This is a genomic window from Rhodopseudomonas palustris HaA2 (assembly GCF_000013365.1).
Classification (GTDB): Bacteria; Pseudomonadota; Alphaproteobacteria; order Rhizobiales; family Xanthobacteraceae; genus Rhodopseudomonas; species Rhodopseudomonas palustris_J.
Genome location: NC_007778.1, coordinates 2,696,898 through 2,721,824 on the forward strand (window position 1 = coordinate 2,696,898; position 24,927 = coordinate 2,721,824).

Consider the following 24,927-nt stretch of genomic DNA (forward strand, 5'->3'; position numbering starts at 1 on the left):
GACACGATCGTTCGCGCCGAGCCGGTTCCGCGACGTTATCTGCAAGCCGAGGCCGCGCGGAAAGGAACGAAACTGCGAAGATCGGAGCGCCTGACGTTCGCCGTTTTTTGTGATGCGCCAGCCACATAAACCGGCATAGACTGATTCCAAAGACCGCAAGAGCGGCCGGATGGTTGCGCGGTCCAACGCCTTATGAGGGCCGTATGGGAATCGACCAGGGACCGATCAGTCTCGATCAAAAATACACCCAGCATTCCGGGCATATTTTTCTCACCGGCATTCAGGCGCTGGTGCGGCTGCCGATGGCGCAGGTCCGCCGCGATCGCGCCGCGGGGCTGAAGACGGCGGGCTTCGTCACCGGCTATCGCGGCTCGCCGCTCGGCGGCTACGACCAGCAGCTCGTCGCGGCGCGGCGGCATCTCGAGCAGTACAACGTCAAGTTTCAGCCCGGTGTGAACGAGGACCTCGCGGCCACCGCGATCTGGGGCACGCAGCAGCTCAATCTGTCGCCCGGCGCCCAATACGACGGCGTGACCGGGATCTGGTACGGCAAGGGACCCGGCGTCGATCGCTGCGGCGACGTGTTCCGCCACGGCAACGCCGCGGGCTCGGCCAAGAACGGCGGCGTGCTGTGTCTGGCCGGCGACGATCACGGCGCCAAGTCCTCGACGGTGCCGCATCAGTCCGACCACGCCTTCATCGCGGCCTTGATGCCGTATCTGTATCCGTCGTCGATCCACGAAATCATCGAGATGGGTCTGCTCGGCATCGCGATGTCGCGCTATTCCGGCTGCTGGGTCGGGATGAAGGTGATCACCGAGACGGTGGAGACCACCGCCGAGATCAATCTCGCCGACGAGATGACGCCGTTCGTGATCCCGACCGATTTCGAGATGCCGCCGGGCGGCCTCAATCTGCGCTGGCCCGACGATCGCTACGATCAGGACCGCCGGCTGCAGGACTACAAGGGCTTCGCGGCGATCGCCTTCGCCCGCGCCAACAAGGTCAACCGCATCACGATGGATTCGCCGAACGCGCGGTTCGGCATCATGGCGTCCGGCAAGAGCTACGAGGACGTGCGCCAGGCGCTGCGCGAGCTCGGCATCGACGAGCAGGTCGCAGCACGCATCGGCCTGCGGCTGTACAAGATCGGCATGCCGTGGCCGCTGGAGCCGGAAGGCGTGCGCGCATTCGCGCACGGCCTCGAGGAGATCTTCGTCGTCGAGGAGCGCCGCGAGATCGTCGAGAACCAGCTCAAGCAGCAGTTGTTCAGCACCCGCGACCGGCCGCGCGTGATCGGCAAAATGGACGAGCACGAGCATCGCTTCCTGCCGTTCGCGCAAGAGCTGAGCGTCGCCAAGGTCGCGACCTCGCTGGTCGACCGCCTGCTGGCGATGGAGATCGACCCGACCATCGCCGAGATGCTGCGCGCCAAGGCCGACTGGTTCCACGGCCGTGACGCCTCGCAGGTGCAGAACGTGGTGCCGATCGCGCGCACGCCGTATTTCTGCTCGGGATGCCCGCACAACACCTCGACCAAGGTGCCGGAGGGCAGCCGCGCGCTCGCCGGCATCGGCTGTCACTTCATGTCGCTGTGGATGGACCGCAACACCGAGACCTTCACGCACATGGGCGGCGAGGGCGTGCCGTGGGTCGGCATCGCGCCGTTCACCGAGGAAAAGCACATCTTCGCCAATCTCGGCGACGGCACCTATTTCCATTCCGGCTCGCTGGCGATCCGCCAGTCGATCGCCTCCAAGGCCAACATCACCTACAAGATCCTCTACAACGACGCGGTGGCGATGACCGGCGGCCAGCGCCACGACGGCGATCTGTCGCCGCAGCAGATCACCTATCAGCTGCACGCCGAAGGCATCCGCGCGATCTATCTGGTGTCGGAGACGCCCGACGCCTATCCGGCCGACAGCATCGCGCCGGGCACGCATCTGCGTCATCGCGACGAGCTCGACGCCGTGATGAAGGAGTGCCGCGAGATCGAAGGCGCCTCCGCGATTGTGTTCGTGCAGACCTGCGCCGCCGAGAAGCGCCGCCGCCGCAAGCGCGGCACGCTGGAGGATCCGCCGCGCCGGGTGATGATCAACGCCGCCGTGTGCGAAGGCTGCGGCGACTGCTCGGTGCAGTCGAACTGCATCTCGGTCGAGCCTCTGGAGACCGAACTCGGCCGCAAGCGCAAGATCAACCAGTCGACCTGCAACAAGGACTATTCCTGCCTCAAGGGCTTCTGCCCGTCCTTCGTCACCATCGACGGTGGCGCCTTGCGCAAGCGTGCGCCGGTCGATCTCGGCGACCTCGGCGCATTGCCGGAGCCGGCGGCGCGCCCGGGCCTCGACAAGCCCTACAACATCGCGGTCGGCGGCGTCGGCGGCACCGGCGTGCTGACGATCGGCGCGCTGCTCGGCATGGCGGCGCATATCGAGGGCAAGGCCTCGATGATCCTCGACATGTCCGGGCTGGCGCAAAAGGGCGGCGCGGTGCTCAGCCACGTCCGGCTGTCGGACAAGCCCGAGGACGTCACTTGTTCGCGGATCGTCACCGGCACAGCGGACGTGCTGATCGTCGCCGACGAGGTGATGGCGATCTCCAAGGAGACGATCTCGCTGTGCGAGCCGTCCCGCACCCACGGAATCGTCAATACGCATCTGATCCCGATCGCGGACTTCATTCGCAACCGCGATTTCGATTTCCAGACCCGCAAGGTCAACAGCGTGCTGGAAGGCGCGTTGCGCAGGGACTCCGCCTTCCTGGATTTCACCAAGGCGGCGGAAACGTTGCTCGGGGATTCGATCGCGACCAACATGATGATGATGGGCTACGCCTATCAGCAGGGCCTGCTGCCGCTGCAGGCGGCGTCGATCCAGCAGGCGATCGAATTGAACGGCGTGTCGATCAAGATGAACACCCAGGCGTTCAATCTCGGCCGGCTCGCCGCCGCCGATCCGGTGCGGCTGGCGTCGCTGCTGCAGGGCGCCGGCCAGACAGTGGCCGCGAAGACCCAGGGCGAGATGTCGCTCGACGAGATCATCGCGCATCGCAGCGCGATGCTGACCGACTACCAAAGCAGGCGGCTGGCGAAGCGTTACGGTGATCTGGTCGAGACGGTGCGCCGCGCTGCGGATGCCGGCGGCTATGGCGACGAGCTGCCGCGTGCCGTGGCGATCAACTACGCCAAGCTGCTCGCCTACAAGGACGAATACGAAGTGGCGCGGCTGCTGACGGAGCCCGCATTCGAACAGCAGATCCGCGATCAGTTCGAAGGCGACTACAAGATCAGCTTCAACCTCGCGCCGCCGATCCTGCCGGGCGTCGACGTCACCGGCCGGCCGAAGAAGCGGCAGTTCGGCGAGGGCATGCGGCCGGTGTTCCGCACCTTGGCGAAGTTGCGGGCGCTGCGCGGCACGCCGCTGGACGTGTTCGGTTATCACCCCGAGCGCAAGCTCGAGCGCAAGCTGATCGCCGACTACGAGGCGGATGTCGCCAGCGTGCTGCAGTCGCTGTCGCCGGCGACGATCGACACTGCGGTCGAACTGCTGTCGCTACCCGATCTGATCCGGGGCTACGGACCGATCAAACAGAAGTCGGTCGACGACACCGCGCCGCGCTATGCCGAGCTGCGCGCCAATCTGCGCGACCCGCAGCCGGCGCCGCCGCGGCAAATGGCGGCGGAGTAGGTTGCCGATACGTTTCCACGTCATTGCGAGCCGAAGGCGAAGCAATCCAGAAGCCCAGTGCATGACGCTTCTGGATTGCTTCGTCGCTGCGCTCCTCGCAATGACGGAGGAGACGCCCGAGCAACTCTGGAACATTCCGTGACGTGGTAATTTCGCCTGCGCGCGAACACGCTTGCCAAGGTCGTTCCGAGCCGTCACAAAAAACCGTCCGACCAAACGCCAGCGGAGAACTGCGTTGACAATAAGAGGCAAGGCTTTCATTGCCGGAATTTACGAACACCCCACGCGCCACGCGCCTGACAAATCCATCGCCCAGCTCCACGCCGAAGTCGCCAAAGGCGCGCTCGAAGACGCCGGCCTGACCAAGGACGACATCGACGGCTATTTCTGCGCCGGCGATGCACCGGGCGGCGGGATGGCGATGGTGGATTATCTCGGGCTGAAAGTCCGCCACCTCGACACCACCGACACCGGCGGCTCCTCCTATCTGATCCTTCTCGCCCACGCCGCGGAGGCGATCGCGGCCGGCCGCTGCTCGGTGGCGTTGATCACGCTGGCCGGCAAGCCGCGGACCGGCGCGCTGCCGCCGCGTCCGGTCGGCGCCGAGGGTGATTTCGAGCTGGCCTATGGCGCGACGACGCACAATGTCTATGCGATGTGCGCGGCGCGCCACATGCACGACTACGGCACCACGTCGGAGCAGCTCGCCTGGATCAAGGTCGCGGCCTCGCATCACGCGCAATACAACGAGCACGCGATGCTGCGCGACGTCGTCACTGTCGAAGACGTGCTGAACTCGCCGCTGATCGCCGACCCGCTGCATCGGCTCGACTGCTGCGTCGTCACCGACGGCGGCGGCGCGCTGATCGTCACGTCCGAGGCGATCGCGCGCAGCCTGAAGCGGCCGCTGGTGCGGTTGATCGGCGCCGGCGAGGCGGTCAAGGGGCCGCGCGGCGGGCAGAAGCTCGACCTGACCTATTCGGCGGGCGTGTGGTCGGCGCCGCCGGCCTTCGAGATGGCCGGCATCACCCCGAAGGATATCAAATACGCCTCGATCTACGACAGCTTCACCATCACCGTGCTGATGCAGCTCGAAGACCTCGGCTTCTGCAAGAAAGGCGAGGGCGGCAAGTTCGTCGCCGACGGCAATCTGATTTCCGGCGTCGGCAAGCTGCCGTTCAACACCGATGGCGGCGGACTGTGCAGCAATCATCCGGTGAATCGCGGCGGCATGACCAAGATTCTGGAAGCCGTGCGCCAGCTCCGCGGCGAAGCGCATCCCAAGGTGCAGGTGCCGAACTGCGACCTCGCCATCGCCCACGGCACCGGCGGCATGCTCGGCATCCGCCACGCCGCATCTACCTGCATTCTGGAGCGCGTGTGATGAACAGCCCCGTGAAATATCCAGCGCCGCAAGGCAATCCGGAAACGAAGGCTTTCTGGGATGCGGCGAGCGAAGGCAAGCTGCTGATCAAGCGTTGCCAGGCCTGCGGTGAGGCGCACTACTTTCCGCGCACGCTGTGCCCGTTCTGCTTCTCCGACCAGACGGTGTGGGAAGAGAGCAAGGGCGAGGGCGAGATCTACAGCTTCAGCCTGATGCGGAAATCCGCCACCGGTCCTTACGCCATCGGCTATGTGACGCTCAAGGAGGGCCCGTCGGTGCTGACCAATTTCGTCGATTGCGATTTTGCGGCGCTGAAGATCGGGCAGAAGGTCAAGGTGGTGTTCAAGCCGAGTGACGGCGGCGCGCCGCTGCCGTTCTTTACAGTGGTCTGATTACTTCCCTCTCCCCTTGTGGGAGAGGGTGCCTGTGCGCAGCACAGGCGGGTGAGGGGTCGAAGCGCGCGATGCCGCTTCCGCTCACCGGACTGCAATCGGCGCGACGTCAGTGCAGCCCTCTCTCACAAGGGGAGAGGGCGCAGTCGCAGGCGCAACACGAATAACAACAATGGAGAAGCCGATGTCGGCCCGTTACGACGAACTCATGGCCCTCGAGGCGATCGGCCAGAACTACGCCTACACCGATCGCGACGTGATGCTCTATGCCTACGGCATCGGCATGGGCGCCGATCCGATGGATGAGCGCGAACTCGCCTTCGTCAACGAGGCGACCTACACCGAGCGGCCGCTGAAAGTGGTGCCGACCTTCGCCTCGGTCGCGGCATGGGGCGCGGGCCCCGGCGAGATGAATCTCAATCGCCTGCTGGTCGTCGACGGCGAGCGCGACATCACCTTTCATCGGCCGATGCCGGTGGCTGCGAAGATCACCGCCGATTCAACCGTCGTGCAGGTCTACGACAAGGGCAAGGACAAGGGCGTGGTGATCCGTCACCAGACCATCCTGCGCGACGAGGCCGGCGCCGAGCTGGCGACGCTGCTGGCGTCGCGCTTCGCCCGCGGCGACGGCGGCTTCGGCGGCCCGGCGCTGGAGCAGCCCGAGCCGCACAAGATGCCGAGCCGCGCGCCGGATCGCTCGGTCGATATCACCACCCGGCCGGATCAGGCGCTGATCTATCGGCTGTGCGGCGACCGCAACCCGCTGCACTCCGATCCGGAATTCGCCCAGAAAGCCGGGTTCCCGCGGCCGATCCTGCACGGCATGTGCACTTACGGCATCACCTGCCGCGGCGTGCTGCAGACCTATGCGGATTACGACGCCTCGGCGTTCCGGCAGCACGCCGTGCGGTTCTCGTCGCCGGTCTATCCGGGCGAGACCGTCACGATGGATTTGTGGAAGGACGGCAATGTGATCTCGTTCGAGGCCAAGGTGAAGGCGCGCGACGTCACCGTGATCAAAAGCGGCCGGAGCGTGCTGGGCTAGGGCAGCTCGCGCCACAGAATCCGGTTCCAACCTCGATGCACTGTCCCGGTTCCCGGATTGTCGGCGGGACACGGCCATGCGAGGGCGGGGGGGATTTTGGCCGGGGATGATGTTATCGAGTGGCCGATTGGATTGAATTCTCGACCACGACTGGACAAAGGCTGCCCCGATGAAGCTGACCCCCGACGCCGCCGGCACTTTCGCCATCGCTCCGACGCCGTTCCATCATGACGGCAAGATCGACGAAACCTCGATCGACCGGCTGACCGATTTCTACGCCGAGGTCGGCTGCGAAGGCGTCACGGTTCTCGGCATCCTCGGCGAGGCGCCGAAGCTCGACGCGGCCGAGGCCGAAGCGGTGGCCGTGCGGTTCGTCAAGCGCGCCAAGGCGATGCAGGTCATCGTCGGCGTCTCGGCGCCGGGCTTCGCGACCATGCGTGCGCTGGCGCGCGCGTCGATGGAGGCCGGCGCTGCCGGCGTGATGATCGCGCCGCCGCCGTCGCTGCGGACCGACGAGCAGATCACCGGCTATTTCCGCCAGGCCGTGGAGGCGATCGGCGACGATATTCCCTGGGTGCTGCAGGACTATCCGTTGACGCTGTCGGTGGTGATGACGCCCGACGTGATCCGGCGGATCGTGATGGAGAACCCGTCCTGCGTGATGCTGAAGCACGAGGACTGGCCGGGTCTGGAGAAGATCACCAGGCTGCGCGAATTCCAGAAGGACGGCTCGCTGCGGCCGCTGTCGATCCTGACCGGCAATGGCGGACTGTTTCTGGATTTCGAAATGGAGCGCGGCGCCGACGGTGCGATGACCGGCTATTGCTTCCCGGACATGCTGGTCGATGTCGTCAAGCTGTCGAAAGCGGGCCAGCGCGATCTGGCGCACAATCTGTTCGACGCGCATCTGCCGCTGATCCGCTACGAGCAGCAGCAAGGCGTCGGGCTCGCCGTGCGCAAATACGTGCTGAAGAAGCGCGGCATCATCGCCTCGTCGGCCCAGCGCAAGCCGGGCTCGGTGTTGAGCGAGACCGCGCGCGAGGAGGTCGACTATCTGTTGTCGCGGCTCGCCCGGATCGACAAACGGGCCGATCTCGAGCTGCGTTCGAGCGCGGCGGAGTAGGGCGAATGTCGAGCGAAACCCCGGTCGCGCGTCCCGCGTCCACCATCATGCTGCTGCGCGACCGTCCGGACACCTTCGACGTCTTCATGATGGTGCGGCACTATCAGATCGAGTTCGCTTCGGGTGCGCTGGTCTTCCCCGGCGGCAGCGTCGATGCCGGGGATCGCGACATCATCGGCCGGCCGGAGCTGTATTGTTGCGCGGACGCCACCGCCGAACCGGCGCTGGATTTCCAGATCGCGGCGATTCGCGAGACTTTCGAGGAGAGCGGCATCCTGCTGGCGCGTCCGCTCGGCAGCGATCAACTCGTTGCGGCGTCCCGCGCCGCCGAGATCGAGGCCTTGCACCGCACCGCACTGTGCGAGAGCAGGATCTCGTTCGCGCAGATCCTCGCCGATCACGACCTGGTGCTGGCGCTCGATCTGCTGGTGCCTTATGCGCGCTGGATCACGCCGGAGAAATTGCCGAAGCGTTTCGACACCTGGTTCTTCCTCGCCGAAGCGCCGCCCGAACAGCTCGGCATGCACGACGGCAAGGAGTCGACCGATTCGATCTGGCTGTCGCCGCAGGAGGCGTTGGACGGCGGCGACAGCGGACGCTTCACGCTGCCGTTTCCGACGACGCGCAACCTGATCCGGCTCGGCAAGCAGCCCAACGTCCGGCAGGCGCTCGCCGACAGTCGCGGCAAACCCATCGTGACGGTGATGCCGATCATGAGCCGCGACGGCGACAAGAGAACACTGCGGATTCCGGCCGAGGCCGGTTACGACGGCGAAGTGTTCGAGTTCACCGGCAGTTAGGCAGTTAGTTCACGACCGCTTCGCGCGCTGCGCTGCGGCGAACGCGCGTTGCGGCGCGTCATGCGATACAACTCGTAGCACGTGCGTCCTTGGTTGACGCTCGCATCAACGCGCGCAACACTCCCGGCCAGGCCCGTCAGAGGCCATAGGGAGCGAAGCATGAAACAGCCTGCCGTGTCGGTGTGGTTTGCGCACCGATTCCTCCGCGACAACGCGACATCACGATCCGCAACATCCACAAAGAGAGACCTGAAACTCGGTGCCGCCGCGCTGATCGCCGCGGCACTGTTTCACGGCGGCGCGTTCGCGCAGAACGCGAAGGGCTCCGCCGATCATATCCGCGCCGCGACCGGCGCGATCGACAGCGCCGCCATCATCGCCAACGCCAAGACCACCAACGACTGGCCGAGCTACGGGCTCGACTACGCGGAGACGCGCTTCAGCAAGCTCGACCGGATCAATGTCGACAACGTCAAGCAGCTCGGCCTGCAGTGGAGCTACAGTCTTGGTTCGGATCGCGGCGTCGAGGCGACACCGGTGGTGGTCGACGGCATCATGTACGTCACCGCGTCGTGGAGCGTTGTTCACGCGGTCGATACCCGGACCGGCAAGAAGCTGTGGACCTACGACCCCGGCGTCGACCGCTCGAAGGGCTATCGCGGCTGCTGCGACGTCGTGAACCGCGGCGTCGCGCTGTACAAGGGCAAGGTGTTCGTCGGCGCCTATGACGGACGCCTCGTCGCGCTGGATGCCGCGACCGGCAAGGTGGTCTGGGAAAAGGACACCGTGATCGACCACGGCTATTCCTACACCATCACCGGCGCGCCGCGGGTGTTCAACGGCAAGGTGGTGATCGGCAATGGCGGCGCCGAATACGGCGCGCGCGGCTACGTCACCGCTTACGACGCGGAGACCGGCAACCAGGCCTGGCGCTGGTTCACGGTGCCCGGTGATCCGTCGAAGCCGTTCGAGGACGCCTCGATGGAAGCGGCGGCCAAGACCTGGGATCCGGCCGGCAAATGGTGGGTCAATGGCGGCGGCGGCACCGCGTGGGACAGCATCACCTTCGATCCCGACCTCAACATGGTCTATATCGGCACCGGCAACGGCTCGCCCTGGGCCCGGCATCTGCGCAGTCCCGCCGGCGGCGACAATCTGTATCTCGGTTCGATCGTGGCGCTGAACGCCGACACCGGCAAGTACGTCTGGCACTATCAGGAGACGCCCGGCGACAATTGGGACTACACCTCGACCCAGCCGATGATCCTGGCCGATCTCACCATCGACGGCCAGCCGCGCAAGGTGGTGCTGCACGCGCCGAAGAACGGCTTCTTCTTCGTGATCGACCGCACCAACGGCAAGTTCATCTCGGCCAAGAACTTCGTCGAGGTGAACTGGGCGACCGGCTACGACGCCAACGGCCGGCCGATCGAAAATCCGGAAGCGCGCGACCCGACCAAATCGTTCGACAGCATTCCGGGCCCGTACGGCGCGCACAACTGGCACCCGATGTCGTTCAATCCGCAGACCGGGCTGGTGTATCTGCCGGCGCAAGGCGTACCCATCAATCTGACGGGTGAGAAAGCGCTGACCCAGAACAAGATGGAGCCGTTCAAATTCGGCAGCACCACCGGCTGGAACGTCGGCTTCACGCTGAACGCCGTGCCGCCGAAGAACCTGCCGTTCGGCCGGCTGCTGGCGTGGGATCCGGTGCAGCAGAAGGAGGTCTGGCGCGCCGAATATGTCGCGCCATGGAACGGCGGCACGCTCACCACCGCGGGCAATCTGGTGTTCCAGGGCACCGCGGACGGGCGCTTCGTCGCCTACAACGCCAAGACCGGCGAGAAGCTCTGGGAAAGCCCGCTCGGCACCGGCGCGGTGGCGGCGCCGGCCACCTACATGGTCGACGGCGTGCAATACGTCTCGATCGCGGTCGGCTGGGGCGGCGTGTTCGGCATCAGCCAGCGCGCCACGGAGAAGGAAGCGCCGGGCACGGTCTACACCTTCGCGGTGGGCGGCAAGGCGCCGATGCCGGAATTCACCAAGTATCAGATGGGCAATCTGCTGACCGGGATCGAATACGATCCGAAGGACGTGCCGGAAGGCACCGCGATCTATGTCGCGGCCTGCGCCACCTGCCACGGCGTGCCGGGCGTTGACCGCGGCGGCAACGTCAAGAATCTCGGCTACACGTCGACCGAGAACATCGCCCATCTGAAGGACATCGTGTTCAAGGGCCCGTACCGCGACAAGGGCATGCCGGACTTCACCGGCAAGCTCACCGAGGCGGATGTGGTCAAGATCCAGGCCTTCATCCAGGGCACCGCGGACGCGATCCGGCCGAAGAAATAGCGGCGCGCCCCTGTCGGCCGGGAGCGCCGGCCGACAGGCAGGGCTGTCGAAGCCTCGACCTGTCGGCGGGCCTGTCCAGGCGGGCCCGCCGATCGCCGTTGTTGTCGGCGGGCGGACGCGATACCCTTCACGGCGAATTCGTGGGACGATGTTCGCCCCGACCGGAGCAGCGGTTTCGCCAGCATGCCAAACGCCATTGCAGCGTTCATCCAGAGCGTGAGGTCGCGCACGCTTTCGATCGGACAGATGACGTTCGGCAGCTTCCTGTTGCTGCTGACCATCATCGCCATGACCAGCATCGGCAGCGTGGTCGCGATCCGTCATATCGACGCCACCTTCGCCGAATTGCAGCGGCTGCAAAGTGTCGGCGATCTCGCCGAGGAGATCGAGCGCCGGATGAGCGATCTCCGCTTTGCGGCGCGCCAGGTCGTCAGCGAACCGAGCGCGCAGCCGGCCGGGCGGGTGTTCGAGGCCGCCTCGACCCTGACCGCGCTATTGAAGAAGACGCGGCTCGAGCTCGATGCCGATCAGCGCGAGATGATCGACGGCGTCACCGATCGGCTCACCAATTATCGCGACGGGCTGGAGCGGATCACCGCGCTGATGCCGCGGCGGGCGGACATGGTCGCCACCGTCCCGCCGCTGCGCGAGGCGTTCGAGGCGGTGGTGGTCGGGCTGCAGGACCGTTCGCTGGCGGCGGCGCTGCACGGCGAGCACAGCAAGATCGCCGCTGCGCTGCTGTCGCGCGATCTGATCGGCGCGGGGGAGGCGGCGCAGCGGATGCGCGCGATCCCGATCGGAGATGTCGCCGCCGCGACCGCGGTGCGCGACTATGCCGACGTGATCATCTCGACCACGGCGGTCGAGCACGAGATCGCATCGCTCGATCGCAACGTGCTCGGTGCGGAAGGACGGTCGATCGCGCGTGTCACCGAGCTGCTGCGTGATGTCGCCGCGCGGCGGGGCAGGGTGCTGTCGCGCGATCTCGCCCGGACGCTCACCGAGGACAAGTGGCAGAGCATCGTGCTCGGCTCCGCCGGCGTGCTCGTCGGCCTGTTGGCGGCGGCGTTCGTCGTGCGCCGCACCGTCGGTCCGCTCACCGCGATCACCAAGGCGATCCGCCAGCTCGCGGCCGGCCAGCAATACACCGCGATTCCGGCGATCGAACTCAAGAACGAGATCGGCGACATCGCCCGCGCGGCGGAAGTGTTCCGTCGCACGCTGGTCGAGGCCGACAGCGCGCGCGAGGCAGCGGTGCGGGCGCTCGCCGAACAGCGCCTCGCCGAGGAGAGCTACCGCAAGCTGTTCGAAGGCTCGATCGACGGCATCTATGTGACGACGCCGGACGGCGCGCTGCTGAACGCCAATCCGGCGCTGGCGCGGATGATGGGCTACGACGATCCGGCCGACCTGATGCGCGCCACCGGCGACGTCTCCAACTCGATCTATCTCGATCCGCGCAAGCGCGACGCCTATCGCGCGCTGATGCAGCGCGACGGCATGGTGCGCGAGTTCGAGTATCAGGCGCTCAAGCGCAACGGCGACGTGCTGTGGCTGTCGGACAGCGCCAGCGCGGTGCGCGACGAGACCGGCGCGGTGATCCGCTACGAGGGCGCCGTCCGCGACATCACCGACCAGAAGCGTGCGGAGACCGCGGTCGCCGAGGGGCGCCGCCTGCTGCAACAGGTGATCGACACCGTTCCGGCGGTGATCAACGTCAAGGACACCGAGCTTCGCTATCTGTTGATGAACCGCTACATGGCGACGATCTTCGGCATCGATCCGAACGACGCGATCGGCCGCACCACCGCCGACCTGATGTCGCGCTACGGCTCGCACAAGACCGACGCCAACGACAAGAAGGTGCTGGCGACCGGCGAGGGACTCGGCTTCTACGAAGAAGAATATCAGGACGCCACCGGCGCGATGCGGCAATGGCTGGTCAACAAGATGCCGCTGAAGGATTCGCAAGGGAATATCGAGCGGATCGTCACGGTCGCGCTCGATATCGGCGAGCGCAAGCGCGGCGAACTGGAAATGCGCAAGGCCAAGGATGCCGCCGAGGCGGCGCTGCGCAATCTGCGCGAGACCCAGCAATCGCTGATCGAGGCGGAAAAGCTCGCCGCCCTCGGACGTCTGGTCGCGGGCGTCGCCCACGAGGTCAACAATCCGGTCGGGATCAGCCTCACGGTCGCCTCCGCGCTGGAGCGCAAGACCTCGGTATTCGCCGCCGAAGTCGAGCGCGGCGATCTCAAACGCTCGCGGCTCAACGAATTCCTCGCCACCAGCCGCGATGCGGCCTCGCAGCTCGTCGCCAATCTCAACCGCGCCGCCGAGCTGATCCAGTCGTTCAAGCAGGTCGCGGCCGACCGCAACTATTCGGATCAGCGGCCGTTCGATCTCGGCGACCTGACCGAGCAGGTGGTGATGAGTCTGCGGCCGGGCCTGCGTAAGCACAATCTGACGCTGGATGTCGATTGCCAGCCCGGTCTGACGATGAATTCCTATCCCGGCCCCTACGGTCAGGTACTGACCAACCTGTTTCTAAACTCGGTGGCGCACGCATTTCCGAATGGCCGCCCCGGCACGGTGGAGATCAAGGTCCGTGCCTCCGGCAAGGACAATGTCGAGGTGATCTACGCCGACGACGGCTGCGGCATGAGTCTGGATGTGCGCAGGCGGGCGTTCGACCCGTTCTTCACCACGCGGCGGGATCAGGGTGGCACCGGGCTCGGCCTGCATATCGTCTACAGCATCGTCACCAACCGCCTCGGCGGCCGGCTCGATCTCGATTCCGCGCCGGGCAACGGCACGCGCATCCAGATGATCCTGCCGCGCGTCGCGCCGCGCGACGTGGTGGACGAGCCGATGACCGCGCAGGCCTGAGCCGGGCGTTCCCGCCGCGGGCTCAGTCGGCCTCTGCCAGCCAGCGCAGAGTTGCCCGGAACAGCTGGCTCGATTTGCCGACCAGCGCCGTGCCCTGCATCACCGCCGAGGTCTCGGTCCAGCTTCCCGAAACGCCGATGCCGACGGGTTCTTTCTGACCGCCGAACAGCGGATTGGCGTCGGGGCTCGGCGTGTGCTGGCTGACCGTGACCTCGCCCTTGAAGGTGTCGCCGGTGGTGACGTAGCTGCCGGTGTAGAACAGATACGCGTCGCCGCCGAGGATCTTGCCGTTTCGGAACAGAGCGACGCCGCTGCCCTTGCCGGAGCGGCCGTCCAGCAGATCGGCGTGGATCGAATACAGACCGTTCCTCATCACGTCCCCCCGCGCCGTATCGCCGAAAGGCGCTGCTCACTTATGCCAAAGCCGGCCGATCGGCGTCAACGTGACAGGATCACGCGAAGGCACTGGCGGGGCGTTGTAAAGTTGGTCGCGCAACGAGACACGAAGAGGCCGCGGGGCAGTGCCGGATGGCGGCACGACTCCACGGCCCGATGGTCGCAATCTCGATGTGCAGGTCGAAAAGCCCGGCTCCATGCGGAGCCGGGCTCTGTCGTCGTTACGCGGCGCGGACGGTGCTGAGGAATTTGCCCACTTCGCTCCGGAGGCGGTTGCTGTCGCTGGAGAGCGTTTGGGCCGCCGAGAGCACTTGCGCCGAGGCCGAGCCGGTTTCGGTGGCGCCGCGCTGCACGTCGGTGATGTTGGCGGAGACCTGCTGCGTGCCTTGCGAAGCCTGCTGCACGTTGCGGGAGATCTCCTGCGTCGCGGCGCCCTGTTCTTCGACCGCCGAGGCGATGGTGGAGGCGATCTCGGACAGTTTCTCGATGGTGCCGCTGATATCCCGGATCGCGCCCACCGAGTCCTGGGTGGCGGTCTGGATGCTGGAGATCTGCTGACTGATGTCGCCGGTCGCCTTGGCGGTCTGCTCGGCCAGCGCTTTCACTTCGGAGGCGACGACCGCGAAGCCGCGACCGGCTTCACCGGCGCGCGCCGCCTCGATGGTGGCGTTGAGCGCGAGCAGGTTGGTCTGGCCGGCGATGGTGTTGATCAGTTCGACGACGTCGCCGATCCGGGCGGCGGCCTTGGACAGTTCGCCGACGCGATCGTTGGTGGTGCGTGCCTGGTTGACCGCCTCATTGGCCATCCGCGCCGATTCCTGCACCTGACGGCTGATCTCGTTGACGGAGGACGACAGCTCCTCGGTCGCGGAGGCCACCGACTGCACGTTGGTGGAGGCTTCCTCAGAGGCCGCCGCCACCATGGTGGTGAGTTCCTGCGAGCGTTCGGCGGTCGACGTCAGCGTCGAGGCCGAGGCTTCGAGCTCGGTCGAGGCCGACGACACCGTGTCGACGATCTCGCCGACGGCGGCTTCGAAGCTGTCGGCGAGCTGGATCATATCGGCCTTGCGACGCTGCGCGGCGATCTGCTCCTGCTTGGCCTGGGCTTCGGCTTCGTCGCGGGCCTTCTGTTCGGCGTTCTTGCTGATCACCACCACGGTCTTGGCGATATCGCCGACTTCGTCGCCGCGGGTTGCGCCGGGAATATCGGCATTGAGTTCGCCGGCCGCGATCCGGCCGAGCGCGTTGTTCAGCAGGGTGAGCGGGCGGGCGACGCCGATGAAGGTGAAGATCACCGAGCCGATCAGCGCCAGCATCACGGCGACGGCAGCCATGAAGCTGATCCGGTTGGCCGACTCGAGCTCGGCTTCGGCGGTCTCCTTGGCGGTGCGGAAGCTGTTGCTGGAGGCGTCGACGGCTTCCCGCATCAATGGGCCCATCTGGTCGGCGATCGTCAGCATCGAGGCCGACTGCCCGTTCCTGGTGCTGTCGAGCTTCACTGCGTCATTGGCCATCCCGACAAAGGTCTTGGCGTCGGCCGAGAGCTGGTCGGCGGCTGTGGTCAGCGCCTTGTCGTTGGAGATATTGCGCAGCCGGGCCAGCGCATCGTTCAGGGCGGTGGCGCGGAGTTCGATGACCTTCCTCTGGCTGTCTTCCCCGCTCGCGGTAAACCGCCAGTTCGCCGCGCGGATCGCGTTGAAGTGCGAATCCGCTTCGTACATCGCCCGCTCGACCTCGAGGCGGCTCGCGGCGATCGCCGGAGAAGCCTTCAGGGCTTCGAAGGCCTTGCCCCAGTCGCTCGTCACTTGGCCCCGCTTGGCGGCCATCGCGAACGCTTGCTGGATGGTTTTGACCTGCGCCGATGCCTGCGTTTCGTAGTCCTTGGCGAGCGCCTTGATTTTCTCGAACCGTTGCTTGGTCTCCGGCCGCGCGGCGCGCGCAGCGGCTGCTTCGAGTTCTTTCTGGGTGCGCGCCGCCATCTCCGCCAGGGCTGCGACCGGCTTCTCGAGCTCGGCGGGAGTCTTGGCGAGCCTGATATCGCGCACCGCGAGCTGTATCCGCCGCAAGGCGATGTTGGCTTCCAGCGTGTGTTCGTTGATGTATTGCTGACGCTCGGCGAGCGTGTTGGCCGCCGCGATCTTTTGCTCGGCCATCATCTGGTTGACCAGCATGCCGCCGGCCAACACCACACCCAGCAAGCCTGCCAGGCCGAGCTTGTTACCAATTCGATCGAATTTCATCATCGCGCAGAATCCCAGGGTTGACGTCGACGTTCGGAGGGAGTCCGAATAATAGCGGGGTAACTATGTTGATCATCGCCTTAGAGATTGATGAAACTTGCGCTACGTAAGACTACCAGTCGTCTTTTTGATATCGAGCGGTGGCGCTGACGGCTGCCGAGTCGAGTTGCTCAAATGCGTGGCGCCCGGTGCCGCGAATTCGATCAGTGTGACGATTTGCGGTCGAAGTACAATGAGAGTCATTCGCACGATCCGCGCCGGCGCTGTGGTCATCGGGCAGAGACGACAGGAGATATCGTGTGAGCCTTCGGACTCATCTCGTGGTGATCGATCCGCAGAACGACTTCATGGACATCGGTGCGGAGGCAGGGGAGTCGGTTAGCCTCGCGCTGCCGGACGGGACGGGCTTTCGGTCGGCCCTTCCGGTGCCCGGTGCGCTCGCCGACATGGATCGCCTCGCGACCACGATCGGCCGGCTCGGCGGGCGGCTGGCGCGAATTCACGTCACGCTGGATTCGCATCGGGTCATCGACGTCGCGCATCCGGCGTTCTGGCGCGACAGCGACGGCCGTCCGCCGCCGCCCTTCACGATGATTACCACTGCCGAGATTGAAGCCGGCATCTGGGCGCCGCGCAACCCGGCCTGGCGTAACCGGATGCTGGACTACACGGCCGAGTTGCAGCGCGCCGGCAAATTCGTGCTGATGATCTGGCCGGAGCATTGCCTGATCGGAAGCTGGGGCCACAACATCGTCGACAATCTGCGCGCCGCGATGGCGCGCTGGGAGCGTGATCAGTGCGCGACGGTCGACTACATCATCAAAGGTACCAACATGTTCACCGAGCACTACGGCGCGCTGCTGGCCGAGGTGCCCGATCCGGCCGACCCGGCGACGCAACTCAACCGCGACATCGTTGCGGCGCTGGAGGAGGCCGACATGATCGCGATCGCCGGCGAGGCGTCGTCGCACTGCGTGGCGGCGACCATCCGGCAGATCGTCGACCACATCGGTGACCGGCATCTGCCGAAGATCCACATCCTGACCGACTGCATGTCGCCGGTGCCGGCGTCGCCCGGATCGCCGGATTTCCCGGCGCTCGCCGCGCAGTTCGCCAGCGACATGGCCGCACGCGGCCTGGTGCTGACCACGTCGGACGCATTTCTGGCCTGAGCCGGCCCGTCCGTTCAGCGGCCGCCTATGCGTCGCGGACGCGGGCCGGCATATAGGATTCGTTAACGCGGCAGCCCTAGTCCTTGGGTACGCAGATAAGGTCGTGGAATGTCGGATCGCCGATGAGGGAAGACCCTGCTGCCTCGGTGTCGTCGGACGAGGTTCGCTTACGGCTGTATGATCAGGCCCTGAATGCCGCTCGCATCGGCGTCTGGGAATGTGACATCGAGACCGAGCGTCTGAGCTGGACCTCGGGCGTCTACGAGATCTTCGGCTATCCGATGGCCAACCCGCTGCGGCGCGCCAACATCGTCGACCTCTACATCGATGAATCGCGGCGGAACATGGAACTCGCGCGTGCCGAGGTGATCCGGAGCGGGCGCCCGGTCTCGCTCGACGCCGAGATCAGAACCTGGCGCGGCGAAAGGCGCTGGATGCGCCTGTGGATCAACGCGATGCGGGAGGGCGAGCGGCCGGCGCGGATCTTCGGCTGCAAACAGGACGTCACCTCCGACCGACACGTGATCGAGAGCCTCCGGCAGCAGGCCGAAACCGATCCGCTCACCGGGCTCGCCAATCGGACCATTTTCCAGGTGCGCTATCGCGAGGTCGTGGACGACAGCCTGAATCACGGCTTCGCGTCGGCGCTCGTGCTGATCGACCTCGATGGCTTCAAGGATCTCAACGATACGCACGGCCATCTGGCCGGAGACGCCTGCCTGTGCGAGGTCGCGCAGCGGCTGCGGCGGGCGTTCCACAATGCCGGCCTGGTCGGCCGGCTCGGCGGCGACGAATTCGCCATCATCCTGCGGGCGCCGACAGCTCCCGCGCGGATCGCCGAGGTGCTGCAGCAGACCCTCGTGATGTTGAGCCGACCGATGTTCTGGAACGGTCTTCGCATCGAGGTCAGCGCCTCGATCGGCGCGGCTCTGGTCGGCCGACCGCATCGGCGGCGGATCGCCGACCTGTTCGCGGAAGCCGATGTCGCGCTGTACCGGGCCAAGGCCGCCGGCCGCAACCGGGTCCATCTGGTCGGCGACGACGCGCAAAGCCGGGCGGCTTAGCGCAACAACCTTGCTGACCGTGGCGCGCTCGGAAGGATTCGAACCTCCGACCCTCGGAATCGAAATCCGATGCTCTATCCAGCTGAGCTACGAGCGCCTGGCCACGTCGACCGGCCGCAAACCGGCCGGTCACGTGCCGATTACCGCATTTTTGCCGGGATTTACAAGGGGGTGCGCAGAGTTGCCCATGTTTTCGCCGGAATGCGGTGTTTAAGGATTTCCCAACCATGTGACGCCACATTGGGGAGCCCGGCGGAGCCGGCCGTCGTTTCCTCCCGACCATTCCGGTTACCGACCGATCCATGCGAAGATTGCTTGCCGCGCTGCTGCTGCCTCTGCTGCTGATGGTGTCGCCGGCGCATGCCGATCTGCGCATCACCCGCGATCACGGCGGCTACGTCACCGAGTACAAGGCCAAATACGAGCGCATCCGCGAGCGACGCGAGCGGGTGATCATCGACGGCATCTGCAATTCGGCCTGCACCATGGTGTTCGGCATCGTGCCGCTGAACAAGATCTGCGTCACCCCGCGCGCCAGCCTCGGCTTCCATCTGGCCTATTACGACAAGGCCTTCACCTTCGGCATCAAGGTCAACAGTTCCGAGGGCACCTCCGAATTGATGGGGTATTATCCCCAGCCGGTGAGGGACTGGATCCGGCGCAATGGCGGCCTCACCAACGAGATGAAGAAGATCAAGAACGGCGTCGATCTGTGGAAAATCGTCGACCCGTGCCCCGAGGACTTCTGATCGCGCAGCCTCGCTGAGCGCTCGCGCGGGCCGCTCCGCGCATTCGAGATTGCCGCCCGCGCGCGGATCGGGCACTCAAGCTGCCATGACCTCACCCTCCGACCATCTCGCCGCGCGCGCGGCGCCGGCGATCTTCGTCGTGCTGTGGAGCACCGGCTTCGTCGGCACCAAATACGCGCTGAGCGGCGCCGAGCCGCTGACCTATCTGGCGATCCGGATGGTGCTGGTGGTGGCGCTGCTGGCGATCATCGCCGCGATCGGCCGGCCGCGCTGGCCGAACCTCGCCGGCATCGGCCACAGCATCGTCGCCGGCCTCCTGGTGCACGGCGTCTATCTCGCCGGCACCGCGATCGCGATCGCACACTCCGTGCCGGCGGGATTGTCGGCGCTGATCCCGGGATTGCAGCCGATCCTGACCTCGACGCTGGCGAACCGCTGGCTCGGCGAGCGCGTCACCGTGCAGCAATGGGCCGGGCTGGCGCTCGGCCTCGGCGGCGCGCTGATGATCATGCACAACCGCACCATCAGCGGCGACGCCGGCTGGGGATGGTTCGCCTCGGGATGCTCGCTGGTCGCGATCACCGTCGGCACGCTGTATCAGAAGCGGTTCTGCGGCGGCATCGACTGGCGCGCCGGCAACATCGTGCAGTATCTCGCGGCGCTGGCGTTCTTCGCCGCGGGCGCGTTCCTGTTCGAAACCCGCGAGGTCAACTGGACCGCCGAGTTCGTGCTGGCGGTGAGCTGGCTCGCGGTGGTGCTGTCGATCGGCTCGATCGGCCTGTTGTACTGGCTGATCCGCCGCTCGGCCGCGACCTCGGTGGCGAGCCTGTTCTATCTGGTGCCGGCGGTGACGGCGCTGATGGCCTTCGTGCTGTTCGACGAGCGCCTCGACGCGGTGGCGATCGCCGGCATGGCGACCTGCGCGGCGGCGGTGTTCTTGGTCAACCGCGCGAAGGTGTAGGCAAGGCGAGCGCCGCGTTGGGCTCGGGATGCAGATTGATGTCATTGCCGGGCTTGACCCGGCAATCCATCTTCTTCACGAGATGCATCGATCAGCGCGCTTCGCGCGCGATGGATCCGCGGGTCAAGCCCGCGGATGACGGCGGTGAGTGTAGCAGTCGCCATCCCCTGCCGCGATCTCCGATTCAATTGTCAAACAGCCACGGCTCTTCGTTCTCGCGGCTCATCGAGCCCGAGGTTTGGACCCGTCGCTGTCACAGCGAGGGGTGGGGGCGCGCCGGTCGGCGCGGGGTTTGGTGGTTTCTCGCGATGGCTTGCGACCATCGCGTAACGCCTTCCGGCGCGCCCACCGCGGCGCTTTCTGTCTTCGGGCACGTGCTTCCGTTGACAGGCAAGGGTAATGAAACCCCACGGTCCGGCGGATTTCGCCGCCTTCGCCTGCCCCCGTGCAGCGAACTAACAAGTCGCAGAGCCTCGTAGTAGGCCCGGACGGGTCCCCGAAGCCTCCCGGACGCGTGCTTGCGAGGCACGACGCGCAGGACGCCGCGTCCGCTCCGGCTTCGCCGACAAGTGTCGGCTTCGCCGGGCCATCGTTCCGGGCTGGTTACCCAGCCCGCCGATCTGTCCCGCTTGTACGACGCCTCGCGAAGCGCCCCTCACGGACAGGACGGGGCGGACTATAATCATAATAGGATTATTGTCAAGAGGCCTTCCGCCTTCACGACCGTCATCACCACGACCGTCATCACCCGCGCAGGCGGGTGATCCAGTATCGCAGGGCGCCACGGCGGATGCACAGCGGACCCGCAGACGCTCCGGGATACTGGGTCGCCCGCCTGCGCGGGCGATGACGGTGGATGTGGTGAGGGGAATCGCGCCCCTCAGATGCAGCAGCAGCGTTCGCGTGGGCACGTCGCTGCGCGACTTTGCCCACCCTACGCGCTGCTTGATCAGCAGGAGAAACCGGGGTCCCGCATCGGCGGCGCAGCTCTGCGCGCTGCACCGCGTGCGGGACACGCGGATCATCGTCGCGTTCTTCCGAATTGAAGATGGCCGGGCCCGCTCGACCAACGCGAGGCGGAGCACCCGGCGCCGCTGCGCTCCTCGCCATGACCGCACGGTCGACGATCGAGGAGGTGGGACGCGCCGCACAGCAAAAAGCCTCCGGCGATGATCCGGAGGCTTCCGCTTGCCGAGGCCGAAAGGCTCAGCGCTTCGACTTCTTGGCCTTCTTGGCGGCCTTCTTCGGGGCCTTCTTGGCCGCCTTGGCGACCTTCTTGCCGGCCTTCTTCACCGACTTCGGGGCCTTCTTGGTGGTCTTCTTCGCCTTCTTGGCGACGCTCTTGCCGGCCTTCTTGGCGGATTTCTTCGCGGTCTTCTTGGCGGGGGCCTTCTTGGCTTTCTTCGCCTTCTTGGCGGTCGCCTTCTTGCCGGTCACCTTCTTGGCGACCTTCTTGGCCGCCTTGGTGGCGGCCTTGCGGGCCTTCTTCACCACCTTCTTGGCTTCGTCGGCCGCGTTGCTGATGGCGTCCGTCACCTGATCGATCATCGGCTTGTCGTCGTCCATGTCATTCCCCGAGGTTCACTAGATGGGTTTACAGATGGAATCGACGATAGCCGATTCGCGTCAGTTAGTAGTGGTGCTAACCGCAGTTGTTCAACTCTGACGCAGTTCGGCGTAAGCGGCAAGCGCGCGCGCGCGTCCGACCTTGTGATCCACGATCGGCGCGGGGTAATTGCCGCCGAGCGCAACGCCCGCCGCGGCGCGTTCGAGCAGCGTCGCGGTCCATGGCTGGTGGATGAACTTGTTCGGCAGGGCCGCGATCTCCGGCACCCAGCGGCGCACATAATCGCCGGCGGGATCGAACTTCTCGCCCTGCAGGATCGGGTTGAAGACGCGAAAATACGGCGCGGCGTCGGCGCCGGAGCCGGCGACCCACTGCCAATTGCCGGGATTGCTGCCGGGATCGGCGTCGACCAGCGTGTCCCAGAACCATTCTTCGCCGAGCCGCCAGTCGATCAGCAGATGCTTCACCAGGAACGAGGCCACCACCATACGGATGCGATTGTGCATCACGCCGGTGTGCCAGAGTTGGCGCATCCCGGCGTCGACGATCGGATAGCCGGTGCGTCCGCGCTGCCAGGCGGCGAGCGCCGCATCGTCGCGCGTCCACGGAAAGGCGTCGAACGCCGATTGCAGATTGCGCTCGGCGAGATCGGGGTGGTCGTGCAGAAGGTGCCGGCAGAACTCGCGCCAGCCGAGTTCGCTGAGGAATTTGTCGATGTCGGCGGCGATCGCCGGCCGCTTTGCGGCGGCAAAGCGCGCCGCGTACCAGAGCTGCCGCGGACTGATCTCGCCGAACCGCAGATGCGGCGACAGCAGCGAGGTGGCGTCGCGATCGGGCCGGTCGCGGTCCGCGGCATAGCCGGGCAGGCGATCGAGGAAGGCGGTGAGCAGGTCGTGCGCGGCGCGTTCCCCCGGCGTCCAGCTCGCGCGCAGTCCACCGGCCCAATCCGGCGCGGTCGGCTCCAGCTGCCACGTCGCCGGATCGTCGCTTGCAATGTCGGGTCCAGCGCGCAGCATCGCCGGCGCCGGCAACGGCTTCGGTGGATCGCCGAGGCCGAGGACGCGGCGCCAGAACGGCGTGAACACGCGCAGGCCGCGGCCGTCCTTGGTTCGGATTTCGGACGGGGCCACCAACAGGTCGCCGGGGTGGCGGTGGTGATCGATCCCGGACATGCTCAGCGTTTCGGCGAGGTCGTCGGCGATGGCGCGATGCGGTGCGATCTCGATCTCGTTCCAATGCACGGCGGCGGCGTCGACCTGTCGGGCGAGTTCACCGACGATCGCAGCGGCAGGGCCGCGGCGCAGGATCAGTCGCGCGCCACGCTGCTCGAGCTCGGCGGCGAGCGCGCGCAACGACTGCGCCAACCACCAGCGCGCGGCGCCGCCGATCGGCCGCGCCTGCGGCGGACGCAGTTGCGGGCTTTGTTCGTCATGGACGTAGATGCAGATCAGCGGGCTGCCGGAGGCCGCAGCTGCGTGCAGGGCCGGATGGTCGGAGAGCCGCAGATCGTCGCGGAACCAGACGATGACGGGGCGGGGAATGTCGTTGCTCATCGGAAGATGCAATCCGGCAGGAGGGATTTTGATCCGTGGCGAGGGTTGCGGGCTTGAAACCGGAAAAGAAGTAAAGCGTATTGAGAACGATGCGGATGATAATTGGAGGTTGATTTGAAGCGGTATGGCGTTCTTTACCTGGCGACGTTCATCATTCTTATCCCGCTGGATTTCCTGTTTCTCGGATTCATTGCGAAGGACTTCTTCGCCAGCCAGGTCGGCGAGATGCTCGGCCCGGTCCGGCTGCTGCCGGCGGTGCTGTTCTATTCGCTCTACGTCGTCGGCATCATGGTGTTCGTCAATGGCGCGGCGACCGCGACCTGGAAATCGGCGTTGCTGCTCGGGGCGCTGTTCGGCCTGTTCTGCTATGCGACCTTCGAGCTCACCGCGCTGGCGGTTCTGAAGCACTGGACCTGGCCGATGGTCGCCGCCGACATCTCGTGGGGCACCTTCGTCACCGCGGTCTCCGGGTCGCTCGGCCTCGTGATTGCAGACCGGTTGTCGCCGCGCTGATTTTCAGACGACGGGGATAGCTGGCGGGGCGAGCTGGTAGGCGGCGCGCGAGCGCCGCCCGACCATTGCGCGGGTGGTTGTTTCGGGTGTCCCGGCACCACCGGCGATGCTGCGACATTTTGGGTGTCCTGCTGCCTCGATAAAGCCTTTGCTGCGCCGCACCGCCGCCGGAGCGGCCTGCGATCTCATTGTCCGTGACCCGGGTCACTGCGACAAATCCGCAACCCTCTTAACGATGATCGAGGGTGATGCGCGAACCTCGCAAGCCCGGCTGAAGACTTAACCAAGCGTTTACGCCGGCGTGGAAATGCTGGCCGGCAACCAACATGAAGAGCAAGGACCCATGACTGCCGCTGCCCTGGCCGACGAGATCGGCATCGAATCCACCCGTATTTCGGACCGCTACACCGCCGCTATGGCGCTCGGTGTCGTGCGCGATGGCGTGATCACCGGAGAGGGCCCGACGACCCGCGGCAGAGTTCATTTCTCGCGGACGCTGGACGACGCCGACGTCGCCTGGTGCGCGCGCATTCTTACCGCCGCCGCGGTGGAGAACGAGCCGATCAGCCGTGCCGAAGCCGAGGCCCTGTTCGAGATCAACGCCGCAGCAGCCGAGCGCAAGGACGGCGGTCGCTTCGACGATCTGTTCGCCAAGGCGGTGGTGCACCATGCCGCCGCCGCGTCAGGGCTGCCGGTGCCGTCGCGCAGCGTGGCGCTGGCGCCGGATACCGACATCGAATCCTGGGCACCGACCAAGGCGGTCGGCGTCGACACCGAGGTTCTGGAGTGGATCTCGCGTCAGATGCGCGGCAGCGCGCGCCCGAACAATCGCACTTTGATGCGGATGGTCGCGACCCTGGTCGGCGTCGCCACCCTGCCGTTGATTCAGCTCCCGACGGTATTCGACCTCGGCATGTAAGCAACTCTCTCAGGCTGAGCCTCCGGGCGGCGGGATCATGTCCCGCCGCCCTTTTCGTTGTGCGGACGCTGATGCGGCCGAGTCCGCCCGTCGGTCTGTTCATCCAAGATGTCGTCCGATGG

The 24,927-nt window shown here is 66.0% G+C and carries 18 protein-coding genes and 1 tRNA gene; 14 read left to right on the forward strand and 5 right to left on the reverse strand.

Annotated elements, in window-relative coordinates; genetic code table 11:
* Positions 1-203: 203 nt before the first annotated feature.
* From RPB_RS11820 to RPB_RS11855, 8 genes are all read left to right on the forward strand, one after another.
* On the forward strand, positions 204-3,689 hold the full coding sequence (locus tag RPB_RS11820) for an indolepyruvate ferredoxin oxidoreductase family protein (protein WP_011441239.1): 3,486 nt from the start codon (positions 204-206) through the stop codon (positions 3,687-3,689).
* A 235-nt stretch (positions 3,690-3,924) separates the two neighbouring features.
* Complete coding sequence (locus RPB_RS11825; RefSeq protein ID WP_011441240.1) at positions 3,925-5,073, forward strand: thiolase domain-containing protein; 1,149 nt, start codon at positions 3,925-3,927, stop codon at positions 5,071-5,073.
* Positions 5,073-5,465, forward strand: a complete 393-nt coding sequence (locus tag RPB_RS11830) for a Zn-ribbon domain-containing OB-fold protein (protein WP_011441241.1) — start codon at positions 5,073-5,075, stop codon at positions 5,463-5,465. The genes RPB_RS11825 and RPB_RS11830 overlap by 1 nt, the downstream gene beginning before the upstream one ends.
* Before the next feature lie 184 nt (positions 5,466-5,649).
* Positions 5,650-6,510, forward strand: a complete 861-nt coding sequence (locus RPB_RS11835) for a MaoC family dehydratase (protein WP_011441242.1) — start codon at positions 5,650-5,652, stop codon at positions 6,508-6,510.
* 169 nt (positions 6,511-6,679) lie between these two features.
* A complete protein-coding gene (locus RPB_RS11840; RefSeq protein WP_011441243.1) occupies positions 6,680-7,633 on the forward strand; it encodes a dihydrodipicolinate synthase family protein in 954 nt (317 codons plus the stop codon).
* A 5-nt stretch (positions 7,634-7,638) separates the two neighbouring features.
* Positions 7,639-8,433: an NUDIX hydrolase gene (locus RPB_RS11845; protein ID WP_011441244.1), complete on the forward strand. Its 795-nt coding sequence runs from the start codon at positions 7,639-7,641 to the stop codon at positions 8,431-8,433.
* Between the two features lie 159 nt (positions 8,434-8,592).
* Positions 8,593-10,785, forward strand: coding sequence for a PQQ-dependent dehydrogenase, methanol/ethanol family (locus RPB_RS11850; protein WP_011441245.1), 2,193 nt, complete (start codon positions 8,593-8,595; stop codon positions 10,783-10,785).
* Positions 10,786-10,968: 183 nt separating this feature from the next.
* Positions 10,969-13,671 (forward strand): PAS domain S-box protein, encoded by a 2,703-nt coding sequence (locus tag RPB_RS11855; RefSeq protein ID WP_011441246.1) that lies wholly within the window; start codon positions 10,969-10,971, stop codon positions 13,669-13,671.
* A gap of 22 nt (positions 13,672-13,693) precedes the next feature.
* On the opposite strand, the gene RPB_RS11860 is transcribed toward RPB_RS11855, so the two are convergent.
* Both RPB_RS11860 and RPB_RS11865 read right to left on the reverse strand, forming a co-directional pair.
* Entirely contained in the window at positions 13,694-14,044 is a 351-nt protein-coding gene (locus RPB_RS11860; protein ID WP_011441247.1) for a GrlR family regulatory protein, read from the reverse strand.
* A gap of 244 nt (positions 14,045-14,288) precedes the next feature.
* Positions 14,289-16,307, reverse strand: coding sequence for a methyl-accepting chemotaxis protein (locus tag RPB_RS11865; protein ID WP_041798698.1), 2,019 nt, complete (start codon positions 16,305-16,307; stop codon positions 14,289-14,291).
* Positions 16,308-16,606: 299 nt separating this feature from the next.
* On the opposite strand from RPB_RS11865, the gene RPB_RS11870 reads away from it, so the two are divergent.
* On the forward strand, positions 16,607-17,479 hold the full coding sequence (locus tag RPB_RS11870; RefSeq protein WP_011441249.1) for a hypothetical protein: 873 nt from the start codon (positions 16,607-16,609) through the stop codon (positions 17,477-17,479).
* A 122-nt stretch (positions 17,480-17,601) separates the two neighbouring features.
* Complete coding sequence (locus RPB_RS11875; protein WP_011441250.1) at positions 17,602-18,543, forward strand: GGDEF domain-containing protein; 942 nt, start codon at positions 17,602-17,604, stop codon at positions 18,541-18,543.
* 20 nt (positions 18,544-18,563) lie between these two features.
* Here RPB_RS11875 and RPB_RS11880 read toward each other — a convergent pair.
* A tRNA-Arg gene (locus RPB_RS11880) sits at positions 18,564-18,640 on the reverse strand.
* Between the two features lie 205 nt (positions 18,641-18,845).
* Here RPB_RS11880 and RPB_RS11885 point away from each other — a divergent pair.
* Together RPB_RS11885 and RPB_RS11890 are read left to right on the forward strand one after the other, a co-directional pair.
* Positions 18,846-19,292, forward strand: coding sequence for a hypothetical protein (locus tag RPB_RS11885; RefSeq protein WP_011441251.1), 447 nt, complete (start codon positions 18,846-18,848; stop codon positions 19,290-19,292).
* Between the two features lie 85 nt (positions 19,293-19,377).
* Complete coding sequence (locus tag RPB_RS11890) at positions 19,378-20,253, forward strand: DMT family transporter (protein WP_011441252.1); 876 nt, start codon at positions 19,378-19,380, stop codon at positions 20,251-20,253.
* Between the two features lie 1,206 nt (positions 20,254-21,459).
* Here RPB_RS11890 and RPB_RS24585 read toward each other — a convergent pair.
* Positions 21,460-21,819, reverse strand: a complete 360-nt coding sequence (locus tag RPB_RS24585; RefSeq protein WP_011441253.1) for a hypothetical protein — start codon at positions 21,817-21,819, stop codon at positions 21,460-21,462.
* 90 nt (positions 21,820-21,909) lie between these two features.
* A complete protein-coding gene (locus RPB_RS11900) occupies positions 21,910-23,373 on the reverse strand; it encodes a cryptochrome/photolyase family protein (protein WP_011441254.1) in 1,464 nt (487 codons plus the stop codon).
* Positions 23,374-23,487: 114 nt separating this feature from the next.
* Between RPB_RS11900 and RPB_RS11905 the strand changes: the two genes are divergently transcribed.
* Entirely contained in the window at positions 23,488-23,886 is a 399-nt protein-coding gene (locus tag RPB_RS11905; protein ID WP_011441255.1) for a DUF2177 family protein, read from the forward strand.
* A 307-nt stretch (positions 23,887-24,193) separates the two neighbouring features.
* On the forward strand, positions 24,194-24,805 hold the full coding sequence (locus RPB_RS11910; protein ID WP_011441256.1) for a hypothetical protein: 612 nt from the start codon (positions 24,194-24,196) through the stop codon (positions 24,803-24,805).
* Positions 24,806-24,927 lie beyond the last annotated feature (122 nt).